We start from the raw sequence: 16,468 nt of genomic DNA, 5'->3' as shown, positions 1-16,468 counted from the left end.
TTACATCATCTGCGGTTCACGAATTGCATTGCCCCGGTCAAAGCGACTTAAGCGGTAAGGCGACAAATCGGTATAGGGTTGATCGTGCATCACCATCTGCGCGCACAACTTACCGGCCCCCGGCCCGATACCGAAGCCATGACCGCTAAAACCGCTGGCGACAATCAACCCCGGAATCTGGCTGATTTCGTCAATTACCGGTACCAGATCCGGGGTGGTATCAATCCAGCCGCCCCAGGCGTGATCAACCGCAATCCCCTGCAATTGCGGGAATTCGTGCACCATTTTAGCAATCGCCTCGCGCAGAATTTGCTTATCCGCCGCCGGATCAAGTACGCGGATCTTTTCAAACGGTGAGATCGCGTCCATTGACCAGGATCCGGCAGCTTCCGGGCCGGAGAAGAAGGATCCATTGAGGCGAATTTTCAGCTTTTTGGCGATTTTGCTGCGATACATCGGATAGAAACGCGTGGCGTAGCGCAGGTTTTGCGGCGCCAGATCGAGCTGTCCACGCCCGGAAATCGCCACGGTGTAGCTGCCATCCAGCCGACGACGAATCGCCAGACCCGGCACACTCAGGCACCCTTCTGTCACCTGGGCCGCAACCGTGGTTTTAAATGCCGTGCCCAGAATGTTGGCGCTCGGCAAATCAATGCCGTAGCGGGTACAAAACCGTGAACTCCAGGCGCCACCGCACAGGATCACCTTGCTGGCCTTAACCAGCCCGCGTTCAGTCCAGACACCGGTTACCCGTCCAGCGCTGATGTCGAGGCCACGCACCGCGCAACGCTGTTGAATATTGGCCCCCAGCTTTTGTGCCCCGATCGCCAGCGCCGGTACTGCCTGGGAAGGTTCCGCACGACCATCGGTGGGGGACCAGACGCCGCCGAGCCAGGATGTCTTACCACCAATACGTTCCTGCGCCTCTTTGGCAGATAAGATCTGGCTATGGAAACCGATATTTTTTGCCTGTTTGCCCCAGTTCTCCCATTTCGCCAGGTCGGCGGCTTCGGTGGTGCCATACAGGATACCGCTACGGCGAAAACCCAGGTCCATACCCATTTCTTCACCCAGTTCGGACCAGCGTTGCAGGCTGTACATCGCCATAGGCAACTCGTACAGATCGCGATTCTGTTGTCGCACCCAACCCCAGTTACGGCTGGATTGCTCACCGGCCATCACCCCTTTCTCAAACAGCGCCACCGCTACACCACGTTTCGCCAGTTCGTAGGTGACCGAGGTGCCAATAATTCCGCCGCCAATTACCACCACGTCAACCGCCTCAGGAAACGACGGGCTGTCCGGTACTGCATCAATCTTTACGCGCATACAACATCCTCAAGGTCACAGGCTCATCGCTCATTATTGATTTAACGGACAATAATTAACTATCGGAGTTATTTATGGCCGGTCTGCAACTATGCGTTCTGGTAGAGATCCCAACGATTGCCGTAAATATCTTCGAACACCACCACCATGCCGTACTCTTCTTCGCGCGGTTCTTCGCAGAACGTGACGCCATTGGCTTTCATCTGCTGGTAATCACGCCAGAAGTCGTCGGTTTGCAGAAACAGAAATACGCGCCCGCCGCATTGGTTGCCGATAAATTGTTCCTGACGTGGATTGGAGGCTTTCGCCAGCAACAAATTGCAGTCGCTTTCCGGGTTGGGATTCACCACCACCCAGCGTTTGCCGGGCTGCGGCGTGTCTTCGATTAAATGGAAACCCAGTTTCTGGGTGTAATATTCAATCGCGCGGTCGTAATCATCCACAACAATTGCCACATATCCCATGCAACGTTTTTGCGTGCGCATAACTTCACTCCCTTGTCAGTTTTAAAGTGGTTTCATCATAAAGACACTCAGCGGATCAGGCTGATACGGCGGGAAGGCCTCGCACTGGCGATAGCCCTGGTTTTCATACAAACGAATGGCGGCGAGCTGCTGATTGCCGGTTTCCAGTCGGGCCTGGTCGCAGCCCTGTGCGATGGCGATCTTTTCCAGCCGCTGTACAATCGCCTCGCCCAATTGTTTGCCACGCCAGGCGCTGCGTACGTAGATACGCTTGAGTTCCGCGCTGCCATCCTGCTGCATCAACACCGCGCCACAGCCAACCGGCTGATTTGCATCATCGGTGACAATGACACAATGCAGCCCATCTTCCGCGACGGTGGTCAAATCAAGGCAATGGTTACTCTCCGCCGGATAAAGCACGCTCTGGAAGGCATCCAGCTCGGCCACCAGCGATTGGAAATGGCGGTCATGGGCAGATGTGGTTTTGATAGCAAACATCCTTGCGCTCCTGTTATCACGCACCCAGCAATTTGCGATATTGAATAAATTCGGTTTTGCTGGCGATCTGATCATAAAGTTTGCGCGCGGTGGCATTGGACTCCTGCGTTGTCCAGTAGACTCGCGAGCAACCCAAGGCTTCAGCCTGCTGATAAACGGCCAGGATCAGCGCTTTCCCTACCCCTTTACCCCGCGCCGCTTCACTGACAAACAGATCCTGGAGATAACAGTAATCACCGACAGTCCAGGTGGTGCGGTGCGTCAGATAATGCACCAGGCCAATCAGCTTCCCGTTCTCTTCCGCGACCAGGCAGTACATGGGTTGGCTATCGGCCATAAATCGACGAAAAGTCTGTTCGGTGGCGACATCGCTGATACTGGCTGCATAAAAACGTTGATAGCCCTTCCATAACTTTTGCCACGCAGAACGATCGTCAAAACTTAACGCGCGAATTTCCATGATGATTCATTCTCCTGTTTTGCATTGATCATTCTGTAAACGACGCACCACTATAGAACCTTTTCCAATTAAGTGAACAACTTCACAACTGCGTCACCGCAATTAGTCGCTGAGACGCAGCGGGACTTACAATGATTTTCTTATCTCGCGGTTTTTCAGGAGGAAACACGTCATGTTAGTCACCCCGAAAGTACGCATGAATCGCCTGTTTCAACAGGGCAAATGCCTCGATGTGGCGATCGATCACGGCATTGCTAATGAACCGGATTTTCTGATTGGGCTGGAGAATATTGAAGGCGTGATGCGCAACCTGATTGCCGCCCAGCCGGATGCTATTCAGGTCAACTATGGTCAGGCCGACTTGTTGCAACGCGAAGCAGGACGCAAACCGGCGTTGGTGATGCGCACCGATGTCGGTAATGCCTACAACGCGGCCCGCCATCGCGAGATGTGGGCGGTGCTGCACAACCCGGAAGAACCGATTCTGGCGGCGTTGCAGATGGATGCTGCCGCAGTGGTGGTCAATCTCTATCTGATCCCGGATGAGCCAGGTATCTTTCGTATGTGTGTCGAGAACATTGGCCGTCTGCGTCAGGCCTGCGATCGCTACGCCATGCCGTTAATGATTGAGCCACTGGTGATGGCCCCGGCCGGACAAGGTGCCGCTTACGGTTCGCTGGGCGATGTCGAAAAAATCGTGCCGCTGGTGCGACTGGCGCGTGAACTCGGTGCGGATATTGTCAAAGCCGACCCCACCGATAACGTGGAAGATTTTCACCGTGTGGTAGAAGCCGCTCGCTGTCCAACGCTGGTACGCGGCGGCGGAAAAGGTGAGCTGGGCGCAGTGCTGCAAAAAAGTGCCGCGCTGATGGCGCAAGGGGCCAGCGGCATGGTCTACGGACGCAACGTTTATCAGCACGATAATCCATCACGGGTGGTGAAAGCACTGATGGCGATCATCCATCAGGGTGCGAGTGGCCCGGATGCGCTGGAGATTTATCAGCAGGGGTAAGGGTTTGCAGCGGGTTGAAATGCATGTATAAACAATCATCTACCTGATGAAAGGATCGGCAACATGCAGATTAACCAGTTACCTTTTGGCATTACCCAATGGGATCAGATTGAACCGGAAACCCACACCGGCGATCGCGGCTTTGCGTTGTGGCGTACCCAACGTTTCAACGATATTCGTGTGCGCATGGTGGAATACTCGCCGGGGTATCTGGCCGATCACTGGTGTCTGAAGGGACATATTTTGCTGTGTCTCGAAGGGGAAATGGTGACAGAACTGGAAGATGGTCGCCGTTTTACCCTGACGCCCGGTGTCAGTTATCAGGTGGCGGATAATGCCGAAGCGCACCGTTCCTCAACGGAAACCGGGGCGAAGCTGTTTATCGTTGATTGATGTCATTATCCCGTAGCGGCGCGATTTATCGCGCAAATCCGCGCGATAAATCGCGCCGCTACGTGATGAAATACTTAAGGTTGAGTTGCCAGCGCGTAAGCCGCTGTCAAATCCAGACGTTGCCAGAATGACTGCTCCGCATTGCCGGAAAGCGGATAACCGCCGGGCAGTGCCGATTTCACCATCAACGCGCGCCGTTGCGCAGCAGACAATTGTGGCAGCGCGGTGTTCAGCAGCACTTCAGCCCCGGCAGGTACCGTCACCGCGACATGTTTGCCGGTTGTTTGCGGCAGGTTGTAGCTCAGGGTGAAACGGTAAAATTGTTTCATCTGCGGTGACCGATACGGATCATCCTTGCCGGTACTACGCGCGCACTCCGCCAGTGAGGTGCCACACTCTTTCTCCAGTGCCGCACGCAGTTGCTCGCGAGCTTCACTGAACAATGCCTGATAGCGGGCATCGTTGAGATAATTCGCCACATTGCGTTCCGCCACCATGCGTGAACCCATCACGTCGAGGGGATAATGCACCCCCAGCACCAGACGCGAGTAACCGTAACGCGCACCACGGGTGACCAGCGCTTCGAAACGCTCCGGCACCATCTCCGCCAGCAACAGCGCATCGGTATAACCGGTATTGGTATGCCCGCTCGGGAAAGAACCGCCATCGGCGGTGTACGGGTGGTTATCCTTCACCACCACATCGTCCGGCACCAGGTGAATGGTGTTGCCTTCATGCAGGAACGGACGCGGATAGTTGAAGTGTTTTTTCGCCGCACTGGTGCTGACTTCGCTGGCTTTAATCAGCGCCGCCGCTTTGCCCAGTTCTCCGTTGTCATAGGCGGTCAGAAAGGCTTTTCCGAGGCGCGGGCCAAGCGCATCGGCGAGGAAATAGAGATGGTTGATGCCTTCGGCATCAGCCAGCGCCTGATGGCGTGTGCCCTGCGTGGCATTCAGGTTGATTTGGGTGACGGTGGCGCGGTTCGCATCCAGCACGCTGGCTGGCAGCGAACTAAACCCCGCCAGCAGCGCGATACCCGCCTGCTGATTGGCTTTGGTCTGGAAATCGTAGCCACTGCTTTTCAGCCAGGCGTAATCCGCCTGCGTGGGGGATTGTTTGGCTTTTTCCAGCAGATTACGTGTGAGCTGCGAGTTGTTACCCTGTAACGCCGCACGCAACGCTTGTTGCATCTGCTGTTCAAGATCGTTGTAACCTGCCTGAGCAGAACCGATGGAAGTCTGACTGGCGAGCGCAGCGGCGTCCGGCAGTGAAATCGCGTGCGCCTGCTGCGCCAGCAGCATCAGGGCTGCGATCAGAGTGAAGCGGGTTTTCATTATTTTCCCCTGTTATCAGAATATTACCTTGCCGGGGAAACACGCTAGCACCCTGTTATGACAGTTTTATTTCAGTTAACGACACTGGCTGGCACAGTTTTGTACACAAATTTGTGCCAGCGAGCCACATGCGCCGTTTTTGTCGTTGTTGCATTGCGACTGCTGGATATAACAATTCTGCTGACAGGCCGACACATCGCATTTCGCCGCCGCAGGCGTGAGCTGCGGGATCGGGGATTTGCCTTCTGGTTGCCAGCGGGTTTGAGCGGCTGCGCCAATGCTGACGAGCAGCAGCAACAGGATGGTCCACTTCATCGCCTTACCCTCGTGTGGTTGATCGGAAAGAGTATGGCTGTCGCGGCGCGATTTATCGCAGGCTTTTTGTCGTTGTGCGATATTGCGCGATAAATCGCGCCGCTGCGAATGAAACCATTGATTCACGCTTCAGCAAGAATTGAACCAATACGGTGCAAGCTGATGATGCATCGTTGTGCAGCCTTGTGAAATCACCCTGATATAAATTGATTAATATCAATAAATATCAGCGCATTGCTGCCTGGTAGCCTGACCTTCCGTTATTGGTACAAAAGTTGCAAGCTTGTTCCGGTATAGCAAAGGAGAAGGTTATGAAAGCGATTGTGATTGGTGCCGGTATCGGCGGGATGAGCGCGGCAATTGCGCTGGAAAAAGCAGGCTTTACCACTGCCGTGTTTGAAGCGGTCAAAGAGATGAAACCGGTAGGCGCAGCCATTTCAATCTGGCCCAATGGGGTGAAGTGTCTCAATGCGCTGGGTATGAAAGCATCCCTGCGGGCGCTGGGCGGCAATATGGCGTTTATGGCCTACAACGATGCCCATAGCGGCGCTACCCTGACCCGCTTTAGCATGGATCCGCTGGTGCAGCAGGTTGGCGAACATCCTTACCCGGTCGCACGCGCCGAGTTGCAGGCAATGCTGATTGATACTTATGGCCGTTCACGCATTGGCTTCGGCAAGCGCGTCACCCAGGTTGAGCAGACCGCCACTGGCGTGACGGCATGGTTTGATGATGGCAGCCAGCAGCAAGCTGATTTCCTGATTGCCGCCGACGGCACCCATTCGGTCATTCGCCATTACGTGCTGGGCGAAAGCGTCGAACGTCGCTATGCCGGTTACGTTAACTGGAACGGGCTGGTGACCATTGACGAAAGCATCGCCCCGGCGGATCAGTGGACCACCTTTGTCGGCGAAGGCAAACGCGTTTCGCTGATGCCGGTGAGCGGCAACCGTTTTTACTTCTTCTTTGATGTGCCGTTGCCGAAAGGTTTGCCGGAAGATCGCAGCACGTTGAAAGACGATCTGCGCGGTTACTTTGCTGGCTGGGCCGATCCGGTGCAGCGACTGATCGATGCGATCAACCCGGAAACCACCAACCGCGTGGAGATTCACGATATCGAACCTTTCAGCCAGTTCGTCAAAGGGCGGGTGGCGCTGCTGGGCGATGCGGCGCACAGCACGACGCCGGATATCGGTCAGGGCGGTTGTGCGGCGATGGAAGACGCGATTGTGCTGGCGCAGACGCTGGCGGCACATTCGCTGGGGATTGAGGATGGCTTACTGCGTTACCAGGCGCGTCGGGTGGAGCGCACGAAAGATCTGGTGCTGAAGGCGCGTAAGCGTTGTGACGTTACTCACGCCAAAGATGCAGCGATTACCGCCGCCTGGTATCAGGAACTGAAAAATGAAACCGGCGAGCGCGTGCTCGCCGGGATGTGTGACACCATTGAAGGCGGGCCGCTGGGCTGATCCTCTTCCCCCGCTGGCATCGTGCCCTCCTCCTTCTCCCGCTGGCGGGAGAAGGCCGGGATGAGGGCAACCGCACGCGCTGAACCGATAAATCGCGCATCTAAAAGCCAGGGCGCGCGATAAATCGCGCCGCTACGACGACAATCCGCGGTTTTTCAGCATCGGGCCGATTTCCGGCGCTTTGCCGCGCCAGGCCAGCCACAGATACTGCAAATCGGTGCTGTTGCCGCGCGACAAAATCTGCTCGCGGAATCGCTGCCCATTTTCGCGGGTTAAGCCGCCCCGCTCCTCAAACGCCTGATAGCCATCGTCAGCCAGCATTTGCGTCCAGATATAGGCGTAATAACCTGCGGCATAGCCGCCGCCCCAGATATGGCGGAAATAGCTGGAACGGTAGCGCGGTGGCACCGCACTCAGCGCGATATTCTCCGCAGCCAGCGCTTGCAGCTCGAAATGGCTGACATCTTCCGGGTTATCCGTCGTGGTCAACGAATGCCATTGCAGGTCGAGCAGTGCCGCCGCCAGCAGCTCGGTCATGTCATAACCTTTGTTGAACGTTGCCGCACGCACCTTTTTTTCGCGCAGTTCGGCAGGCATGGGTTCCCCACTTTGATAGTGGCGGGCATAGTTGGCAAACACCTGCGGGTTACTGGCCCAGTGTTCGTTAATCTGCGACGGGAATTCGACAAAATCGCGCGGTGTCGCGGTACCGGAAATGCTGACATAACGCTGCGACGCGAACAAACCATGCAACGCGTGACCAAACTCGTGGAACAAGGTGATGACTTCGTCCCAGCTCAGCAACGCAGGTTGACCACTGGCGGGTTTGGTGTAGTTGCACACGTTGTAAATCACCGGTTTGGTGTCGAGCAGCGTCGACTGATCGACAAAATTGCTCATCCACGCGCCACCGCTTTTGTTATCGCGCTTGAAGAAATCGGTGTAGAACAACGCCAGTGGCGTGTCGTCTGCATCAAAAATTTCATACACGCGCACATCAGGGTGGTAGACCGGCAGATCGTGGCGTTCGCTGAAGCGAATGCCAAACAGCTGACTGGCTGACCAGAACACCCCTTTCTCAAGCACGTTTTCCAGCGCAAAGTACGGGCGAATCTGGCTTTCATCCAGGTCATATTTGGCTTTACGCACCTGCTCAGCGTAGAAATTCCAGTCCCAGGCGCGCAGCGGAAAACTGTGATGGGCCTGTTCAATCGCCTGCTGGATATCCGCCGCTTCACGTTCAGCGCGTTGACGCGCCGCGGGTACGATGTTGCGCATAAAACTGAACGCGGCTTCCGGGGTCTTCGCCATCTGATCCTGCAACCCCCACTCGGCATAGGTTTTAAAGCCGAGCAGGCTGGCACGCTGCGCACGTAACTGCGCCATCCGTAGCACCAGCGTGCGGGTGTCGTTATCGTCGCCCTGCTCACACCGTGACAGCGCCCGCTGGAACAACGCTTCACGCGTGGCACGTACGCTCAGTGACTGCAACGCGGGCTGTTGAGTGGTGTTCTGCAACGGGATCAACCACTCGCCAGATAAGCCGCGCGCCTCGGCCGCTGCTTTAGCGTGAGCCAGTTCTTCGGCGCTCAACCCAGCCAGCGCTGCGGGGTCGCTGACGGTATACGCCCCCATTTTGGTGGCCGCCAGCAGGCGGTTACCAAATTTGGTGCCGAGCGTCGCCAGCTCCTGATTGCAGGCGCGCAGTTGCGCTTTATCTGCGTCATTCAGTGCCGCACCGGCCAGTTTGAAATGTTGCCAGGTGACTTCCGTCAGCCGCATCGCTTCCGCATCCGGGCAGAGTGAACCGCGATGCTGATAAACATAATCCAGTCGGCTGAACAATTGGCTGTTGAGGGTGATCTCATCGGTCAGCGCGGTCAGTTTAGGGGTGATCAGCTCATCAATTTCCTGGAGTCGTTCGCTGGTATTGGCTGAGGTCATGGCGCCAAACACCAGGTTGACACGACTGAGCAGTTGACCACTGCGCTCCAGCGCCTCATAGGTGTTTTCGAAGCTGGCAGGCTCTGGATTGCTGGCGATCGCCGCGACTTCCCGGCGTTTTTCGTCAATGCCGGCTTCCAGCGCCGGGAGAAAATCGTCTTCCTGAATAAGGTCAAACGGTGGGGTTTGATACGGTAAGGTGCTGGCAGTGAAGAAAGGATTGGCTCTTGAATTCATTATCGCTCCTGATCATCAGCAACGCCGGAGCAAGCCCCGGCGGAATGTTTCTATCCTGGCAGTTTCAGCGCGTCTCAACAACTCACGTCTGCCGCTGATAAACACTGATGATCTCACCCGCCACCGCTACGGCTATTTCGGCGGGTAGCTTGCCTTTGACATCCGGCAACCCCAACGGACAACGCAGGCGCGCCAGCGTATCTGCCGCAATACCTTTACCTTCGAGCCGGTAACGGAAGCGTTGTGCTTTGGTTTCTGAACCAATCACCCCGGCATAACGAAAGTCGCCGCGTCGCAGGATGGCTTCGCTCAACGCCAGGTCGAGCGGATGATGATGGGTCATCACCACGAAATAGCTGCCTGGGGCGGCTTCCGCCACGCAGTCCAGTGGGTCATCCACCTGACATACCGTGACGCCTTCCGGCACGTTGCGGAACTGCGCCGCACGGCTGTCAATCCAGGTTATGTGACAGGGTAACGTCGCCAATAGCTGCACCAGCGCCTGCCCGACATGCCCGGCACCGTACACCTGAATTTCTGGTTGTTGCTGCATCAGCGGTTCAAACAAAATGGTCGCCATGCCGCCACAACACTGACCGAGCCGCGCGCCCAGCGCGAACTCTTCCGTATGCGGCGCAGCGCGCTGCTGCTGCAACATCTCGCGTGCCTGAGCGATACATTGATACTCCAGATGGCCGCCGCCGATGGTGAGAAAACTGTCACTGGCGGTGACCACCATTTTGCTGCCGCTGTCACGCGGCACCGAACCGCGCTCGCTCAGCACGGTGACCAGCACACAACTTTCCCGTTTTTCCCGCAGGCGATGCAGCACGCTAATCCAGTCATGGTAGATCATCATCCGCTCCCGAGAGGCGCTGTACGCCCCAGAAAACCCGTTCTGGCGTGGCTGGCGCATCCAGCAGCGGATGTTGACGGTAATCCGCGACGCTGGCGACCGCATCCTGCAACGCGCACCATACGGCAATCCCCAGCATAAACGGCGGCTCGCCCACCGCTTTGGAATGGAACACCGTCTGCTGCGGGTTTTTGCGGTTCTCCACCAGAGTCACGCGCAGATCGGCAGGCACATCGCTGATGGCCGGAATTTTGTAGCTGGCCGGACTGTCAGTGAGCAGTCTGCCCTGGTCATTCCACACCAGTTCTTCGCAGGTCAACCAACCCATGCCCTGCACAAAACCGCCTTCCACCTGACCAATATCGATGGCCGGATTAAGTGATGCCCCGACATCATGCAGAATATCAGCGCGCAGCAAGCGGTACTCGCCGGTTAAGGTATCCAGCAACACCTCGCAGCAGGCGGCACCGTAAGAGAAGTAGTAAAACGGCGTGCCGCGTCCGGCGTTGCGGTCATAATGGATACCCGGCACCCGATAAAAACCGGTAGCCGACAGCGGCACCTGGTTGAGCCACGCCTGCTGGCACACATCGGCGAAGGTGAAATGCTGCTCCCTGACGCGCACGATACCGTTGCTGAAGTTGACCTGCTCAGCCTCACATTGATGCAGCTTGCACAGCATCGCGGTTAAGCGATCACGCAAGGTCTGCGCCGCATCCTGTGCCGCTTTGCCGTTGAGATCGGCCCCGCTGGAGGCCGCCGTTGGCGAGGTGTTGGGCACCTTGCCGGTATCCGTGGCGGTAACCTGAATGTGGCTGATGTCGATTTGCAGCACCTCCGCCACAATTTGCGCCACTTTGGTGTTCAGCCCCTGTCCCATCTCAGTGCCACCGTGATTGAGCTGCACCGTGCCGTCGGTGTAGATCAGAATCAGCGCGCCCGCCTGATTCAGAAAGCTGGAGGTAAAGGAGATGCCAAATTTTACCGGCGTCAGTGCCAGCCCGCGCTTCATCACGCGATTGGCGGCGTTAAATGCCTGAATTTCCGCGCGCCGCACCCTGTAATCGCTGCTGGTTTCCAGTTGGTTGGTGATCTCATCCAGCAGGTTATCCTCTACCTGCTGGTGATAATGAGTGATGTTGCGATCCTGCTTGCCGTAGTAGTTACGCTTGCGCAGTTCCAGTGGGTCGAGCTGCAACTCGCGCGCGATGTGATCCATGATCTGCTCAATCGCCACCATGCCCTGTGGCCCACCGAAGCCACGGTAGGCGGTATTAGACGCGATGTTGGTGCGGCAGCGATAACCGGTAATCATCGCATCGCCGAAGTAATAAGCATTATCTGCATGGAACATAGCTCGATCGACTATCGATCCACTAAGATCGAGCGAAAAACCGCAATTTCCTGCCAGATCGATCTTCACACCGCAAAAGCGTCCCGTGTCATCAAATCCGACATCGTAACGCACGTAGAAAGGATGACGCTTGCCGGTGATACGCATATCGTCACGGCGTGCGAGGCGCATTTTCGCCGGTCGTCGCGTCTGACGTGCGGCAATGGCGCACAGGCAGGCAACGCCCGCTGCCTGAGTTTCTTTGCCGCCAAAACCCCCGCCCATCCGGCGCATATCGATGGTGACGTTATTCATGCTGATCCCCATCACCTCAGCCACCAGCTTTTGTACCTCGGTCGGGTTCTGGGTGGAGGAGAACACCTGAAGCGCATGGTCTTCACCGGGGATCACCAACGCCGTCTGGGTTTCCAGATAGAAATGTTCCTGACCACCAATATGGAAACTGCCCTGAATACGGTGCGGTGCACGGGCCAACGCTGCATCAGCATCGCCGCGCTGGTGGACGTGCGGCTGCTGGACAAAAAGCCCCTGCTCCAGCGCCTGACAAACATCGAGGATCGCCGGTAACGCTTCGTATTCGATAATCGCCGCCTCGACACCGGCGCGCGCGGCTTCCGGTGAATCTGCTGCAACGGCTATCACCACCTGGCCGAGATATTCAACCTTATCTTGTGCCAGCAGCGGATCGCCCGGTTCTAACGGGCCAACATCGTTGCTGCCCGGCACATCACGCCAGGTCAGTACGCTGACCACGCCAGGCACTGCGTAACAGGGCTGCACATCCAGTTTGGTAATACGCGCGTGAGCATGAGGACTCAGCAGCGGGCAGAGATGCAGTAAACCCGGCAGATCGGGTTTGTCATCGATATAAATCGCTTCGCCGGAGACATGTTTATCTGCGCTTTCGTGTTTACGGCTACGCCCGACACCGCTTTGTATACCGGCGTCAAACTGGGTTTTTAACAGGGTTTCATTCAGTTGCGGGCGATTATGAGACATAGCGCGTCACCTCTGCGATAGTCAGTTCGCCGCTGGCCTGTGCGTAGTAGCGACGCAACAGATTCCGCGCCACCTGCAAACGGTAGGCAGCGCTGGCGCGGAAATCACTCAGCGGCTGGAAATCCTGGCTCAGGGCGGCGCAGGCCGATTCGATAGTTGTCAGGTCAAACGTGGCACCGTTGAGCACCGCTTCAGCATTGAGCGCACGTTTGGGGGTAGCCGCCATGCCGCCAAACGCAATGCGGACATGCTGCACCGTGCCGTGCTCAACCTGAAGGTTGATGGCGGCAAAAATCGCAGAAATATCATCGTCGAGGCGTTTAGATACCTTCCAGGCGACAAAGTCAGGTGACACTGTCACGCGAGGTATGATGATGGTGCGAATAAACTCGCCGGGTTGCAACACCGTCTGGCGATAACCAGTAAAGAACTGATCCAGCGGCACTTCCCGGCACTGTTCCCCCTGCTGTAATTCGAGTCGGGCATCAAGCGCCAGCAGCATCGGCGCTGCATCACCAATCGGCGAAGCGTTGCCAATATTGCCGCCCAGCGTGCCCTGATGACGAATTTGCAACGAGGCAAAGCGTTCCAGCATACGGCTGAACGCCGGAATACGTGCTGCGAGAAATTGATAGCATTGATGCAGTGACGCCCCTGCGCCCAGACGCCAGTGCGCTTCATCTTCGCTGCATACCTTCAGCTCTGCGACCTGCTCCAGCGCGATCAACAGCGGAATCTGCTGATATTGCTGGGTAATTTGTAACGTCAGGTCGGTGCCGCCCGCCAGCAAACGCGCGTGCGGATGTTGTTGGTAGAGGGCTGCCAACTGATCCAGGGTTTTTGGCACCAGGCAGCGGTTACCGTTGGCTTCCAGTATCTGTACCTCGTTGCTGACCAACGCCTGTAAGCGTTGTACCACGCTGGCTTCGCTCTGGCTGAAGTTGTCGCAGACCGGCTGTTCACAGGCCTGCTGTGCCGCATCCATAATCGGCCGATAACCGGTGCAGCGACACAGATTGCCCGCCAGCGCCTGTTCCGCCTGGTGGCGGTCCCAGCCGTGGCTGTTTTTCTGTAATGTGAACAACGACATAACAAAACCTGGCGTGCAGTAGCCGCACTGCGAACCGTGACAATCGACCATTGCCTGCTGTACCGGGTGCAGATCGCCCCCCTGGCGTAAATCCTCGACGGTAATCAGTTGCTTGCCTTGCAGGCTGCTGACCAGCGTCAGGCAACTGTTCACCGTCTCATAATGCATGCGTCCATCCATCACCTTCCCCAGCGTCACGGTGCAGGCACCGCAGTCGCCCGAGGCGCAGCCCTCTTTGGTGCCACGACGTTGCTGATGATTACGCAAATAATTCAATACGGTGAGGTTCGGATCGAGATCGCGTTCAGTCACCAGTCGATTATTAAGCAGAAACTGAATCATGCCGCTTTTACCCCGCTTTCCCGTTGCCAGACCGGCTGACCATTGACCCAGGTCTGCGCGATATTGCGATCGTCACCCAGCGTCATCAGCACAAACAATTTTTCCCAGATATCTTTGCTGTTGGCGTAACGCAATTGCTGCAATGCTGAAACAGCAGGGTCGAGCACCACGAAATCCGCCTCTTTACCCGGATTGAAGTTACCGATGGCATGATCGAGATCCAGCGCATGCGCTCCGCCGAGCGTGGCATGATAAAAGGCTTCGCAGGCGCTGAGTTTATAGTGCTGAAGCTGGCCGACTTTGTAAGCCTCACCAAGTGTTTGCAACATGTTAAAGGTGGTGCCAGCACCGACGTCAGTGCCAATCCCCATCCGTACGCCCTGCTGCCAGCAGCGTTTGATGTTAAATAACCCGCTGCCGAGAAACAGGTTGGAGGTCGGACAGAAAGCAATTGATGAATCGGTATCGTGCAGGCACTGCCATTCATGGTCATCCAGATGCAGACAGTGGGCAAACACGCTGCGTTTGCCGGTGAGCTGATGCTGGTGATACACATCGAGATAGCCGTCATGCTCCGGGAACAGTTCTTTGACCCAGGCGATTTCCTGCGGATTTTCGCTCAGATGGGTATGCAACCAGGTGTCGGGGAACTCTGCCCGTAGCTGCCGGACTTTTTCCAACAGCTGTGGCGACGATGTCGGGGCAAAGCGTGGCGTCAGCGCATAACTCAGACGGCCACGATTATGCCAGCGTTCAATCAAGGCGCGGGTTTGCAGGTAGCTTGCCTGCGGGGTTTCGGTCAGATAAGCCGGTGCGTTGCGATCCATCATCACCTTACCGGCAATCAGGCGCATATTGAGCTGCTCCGCGGCGCTAAACAATGCTTCCACCGATTGCGGATGCACGGTACCAAATACCAGCGCGGTGGTGGTACCGTTCGCCAGCAACTGATGGAGAAAGAACGCTGACATCTGTGCCGCATGATCGGGACAGTGGTACTGGCTCTCGACCGGGAAAGTGTATTGGTTCAGCCATTCCAGCAGTTGCTCACCAAACGCCCCTATCATCTCGGTTTGCGGATAGTGAATGTGGGTATCGATAAACCCCGGTACGATCAGTTTGCCGCGCAGGTCGATCAGTGTGGCAGGGTTGATGCGCGACTGTGCGCTTTCCCAGCTCTCCAGGCTGACAACTTTGCCGTCGTGCAGCGTCAATACACCATCTTCGAGGTAGCGCGCCTGCTCAGCAATGGTATCGGGTTGTTGTGCCACGCCGGTAAAATCAAAAAAACTGGCGCGCAGCGTGGTTTCGGATGCAAAAGGCATAAAGTAGTTCCTTGCGTTATCTTTGTTATGGCAGGTGATGGCCTTTAAGGAGTTTTGCAAACACCATGCCAACGCAAATAACTTATTTTTATGTTTATATTCAATATATTAGGTTGCTATAAGGGATTTCTATGGCAGCATACCCAGGCAACCGAATGCGCAAACGGTTGCCATGCTTCGCAATCGGTTGCGATTTAACAACTGCCGGTGAGACGGGCTTTTTGCACCCTTTGCGCGGCAATGATTTGTGCCATGTTGGTGCAGTTGTGCGCTGAAATCGTGCAGGTGGAATTAAGCAAAGGCTTTGGATGGCCAGAGGGCTTGTGCTGATGATACGGAAACATTTCTGGACAAAATCAGTTGTTAAAATTTCTTAAAGTCACGTTACAATGAGTATCTAAAGAACTGATGTGCTCAATGCTTTTTTGAATGGATGGAAGTTTCAGTTAAATGGAGGAAATCATTCAATGTTCCGCATCACACCCGGTTTTTTATGGAAAATCGCTCAGCATTATCTTCATGAAAGAAGCCTTCTAAATTCTCAACAGCACAATGTCAGTGCTCTGGTCCCCTCCCTCAACCAATGGTTGCCGTTTTACAAAATCGACTCAGACCTCCGACTCGCACACTTTCTGGCACAGTCTTGTGTTGAAACTGCAAACTTTTCATCGCTGACGGAAAGAGCCCGAAACGGCGGTAAGGAGTACGAATACAACACCGCTGTTGGTCGGGCGCTCGGTAACAAATATCCGGGTGATGGTCCTAAATACATCGGCAGAGGTATGCTCCATCTCACTGGTCGAGAAAATTACGATCAATATGGACGTATTCTCCATGAGGATTTGGTTAATCACCCTGGACTGGTTTCATCTAATCCTGATGTAGCCGTCAGGACTGCCTGTGAATTCTGGCACAAGCGACACGTAAACATACCTGCCGACCGAGATGATTTCAAAGCAGTAACCTATGCCGTTAACGGTGGTTATAACGGACTTGTTGAGAGGAAGCGTGCACTTGATCGGATCAAGAATGAGATGGGTATTTGAC

At 55.8% G+C, this 16,468-nt stretch carries 15 protein-coding genes; 4 read left to right on the top strand and 11 right to left on the bottom strand.

The window, feature by feature from the left end:
- The 4 genes from L579_RS05145 to L579_RS05130 all read right to left on the bottom strand — a co-directional run bounded on the left by L579_RS05145 (position 1) and on the right by L579_RS05130 (position 2,751).
- Positions 1 to 1,329, bottom strand: a complete 1,329-nt coding sequence (locus tag L579_RS05145; RefSeq protein WP_021183216.1) for an NAD(P)/FAD-dependent oxidoreductase — start codon at positions 1,327 to 1,329, stop codon at positions 1 to 3.
- Between the two features lie 89 nt (positions 1,330 to 1,418).
- Positions 1,419 to 1,814 carry a VOC family protein gene (locus L579_RS05140; protein ID WP_013509118.1) on the bottom strand — a complete coding sequence of 132 codons (396 nt, stop codon included), beginning with the start codon at positions 1,812 to 1,814 and terminating at the stop codon, positions 1,419 to 1,421.
- Between the two features lie 21 nt (positions 1,815 to 1,835).
- Complete coding sequence (locus L579_RS05135; protein WP_021183215.1) at positions 1,836 to 2,291, bottom strand: GNAT family N-acetyltransferase; 456 nt, start codon at positions 2,289 to 2,291, stop codon at positions 1,836 to 1,838.
- Positions 2,292 to 2,307: 16 nt separating this feature from the next.
- Positions 2,308 to 2,751 (bottom strand): GNAT family N-acetyltransferase, encoded by a 444-nt coding sequence (locus L579_RS05130; protein ID WP_021183214.1) that lies wholly within the window; start codon positions 2,749 to 2,751, stop codon positions 2,308 to 2,310.
- Positions 2,752 to 2,923: 172 nt separating this feature from the next.
- On the opposite strand from L579_RS05130, the gene L579_RS05125 reads away from it, so the two are divergent.
- Both L579_RS05125 and L579_RS05120 read left to right on the top strand, forming a co-directional pair.
- A complete protein-coding gene (locus tag L579_RS05125) occupies positions 2,924 to 3,763 on the top strand; it encodes a class I fructose-bisphosphate aldolase (RefSeq protein ID WP_021183213.1) in 840 nt (279 codons plus the stop codon).
- A 63-nt stretch (positions 3,764 to 3,826) separates the two neighbouring features.
- Positions 3,827 to 4,156 (top strand): DHCW motif cupin fold protein, encoded by a 330-nt coding sequence (locus tag L579_RS05120; RefSeq protein WP_021183212.1) that lies wholly within the window; start codon positions 3,827 to 3,829, stop codon positions 4,154 to 4,156.
- Positions 4,157 to 4,230: 74 nt separating this feature from the next.
- On the opposite strand, the gene L579_RS05115 is transcribed toward L579_RS05120, so the two are convergent.
- Both L579_RS05115 and L579_RS05110 read right to left on the bottom strand, forming a co-directional pair.
- Positions 4,231 to 5,490: an acid phosphatase gene (locus L579_RS05115; protein WP_021183211.1), complete on the bottom strand. Its 1,260-nt coding sequence runs from the start codon at positions 5,488 to 5,490 to the stop codon at positions 4,231 to 4,233.
- A 75-nt stretch (positions 5,491 to 5,565) separates the two neighbouring features.
- A complete protein-coding gene (locus L579_RS05110) occupies positions 5,566 to 5,931 on the bottom strand; it encodes a hypothetical protein (protein WP_021183210.1) in 366 nt (121 codons plus the stop codon).
- 185 nt (positions 5,932 to 6,116) lie between these two features.
- Here L579_RS05110 and hpxO point away from each other — a divergent pair, with 185 nt between their 5' ends.
- Positions 6,117 to 7,274, top strand: coding sequence for an FAD-dependent urate hydroxylase HpxO (gene hpxO, locus L579_RS05105; protein WP_021183209.1), 1,158 nt, complete (start codon positions 6,117 to 6,119; stop codon positions 7,272 to 7,274).
- 132 nt (positions 7,275 to 7,406) lie between these two features.
- Here the strand turns inward: hpxO and dcp are convergent, their stop codons facing one another.
- The 5 genes from dcp to guaD all read right to left on the bottom strand — a co-directional run bounded on the left by dcp (position 7,407) and on the right by guaD (position 15,421).
- Entirely contained in the window at positions 7,407 to 9,455 is a 2,049-nt protein-coding gene (gene dcp, locus L579_RS05100) for a peptidyl-dipeptidase Dcp (protein WP_021183208.1), read from the bottom strand.
- 82 nt (positions 9,456 to 9,537) lie between these two features.
- Positions 9,538 to 10,311 (bottom strand): xanthine dehydrogenase accessory protein XdhC, encoded by a 774-nt coding sequence (gene xdhC / locus L579_RS05095; RefSeq protein WP_021183207.1) that lies wholly within the window; start codon positions 10,309 to 10,311, stop codon positions 9,538 to 9,540.
- Positions 10,298 to 12,664, bottom strand: coding sequence for a xanthine dehydrogenase molybdopterin binding subunit (gene xdhB / locus L579_RS05090; RefSeq protein WP_021183206.1), 2,367 nt, complete (start codon positions 12,662 to 12,664; stop codon positions 10,298 to 10,300). The genes xdhC and xdhB overlap by 14 nt, the downstream gene beginning before the upstream one ends.
- Positions 12,654 to 14,096 (bottom strand): xanthine dehydrogenase small subunit, encoded by a 1,443-nt coding sequence (xdhA, locus tag L579_RS05085; RefSeq protein WP_021183205.1) that lies wholly within the window; start codon positions 14,094 to 14,096, stop codon positions 12,654 to 12,656. The genes xdhB and xdhA overlap by 11 nt, the downstream gene beginning before the upstream one ends.
- The gene (gene guaD, locus L579_RS05080; RefSeq protein WP_021183204.1) at positions 14,093 to 15,421 is read right to left on the bottom strand and encodes a guanine deaminase; all 1,329 of its coding nucleotides are present in this window, start codon (positions 15,419 to 15,421) and stop codon (positions 14,093 to 14,095) included. The genes xdhA and guaD overlap by 4 nt, the downstream gene beginning before the upstream one ends.
- A gap of 467 nt (positions 15,422 to 15,888) precedes the next feature.
- Between guaD and L579_RS05075 the strand changes: the two genes are divergently transcribed.
- Entirely contained in the window at positions 15,889 to 16,467 is a 579-nt protein-coding gene (locus L579_RS05075; protein ID WP_036625187.1) for a glycoside hydrolase family 19 protein, read from the top strand.
- Position 16,468: the final 1 nt, after the last annotated feature.

Origin of the sequence: Pantoea sp. AS-PWVM4 (genome assembly GCF_000468095.1) — a bacterium.
In the GTDB taxonomy this organism is placed as follows: domain Bacteria; phylum Pseudomonadota; class Gammaproteobacteria; order Enterobacterales; family Enterobacteriaceae; genus Pantoea; species Pantoea phytobeneficialis.
The sequence above is the reverse complement of the archived record's forward strand: the minus strand, read 5'-3'. Positions and strand labels throughout refer to the sequence as shown.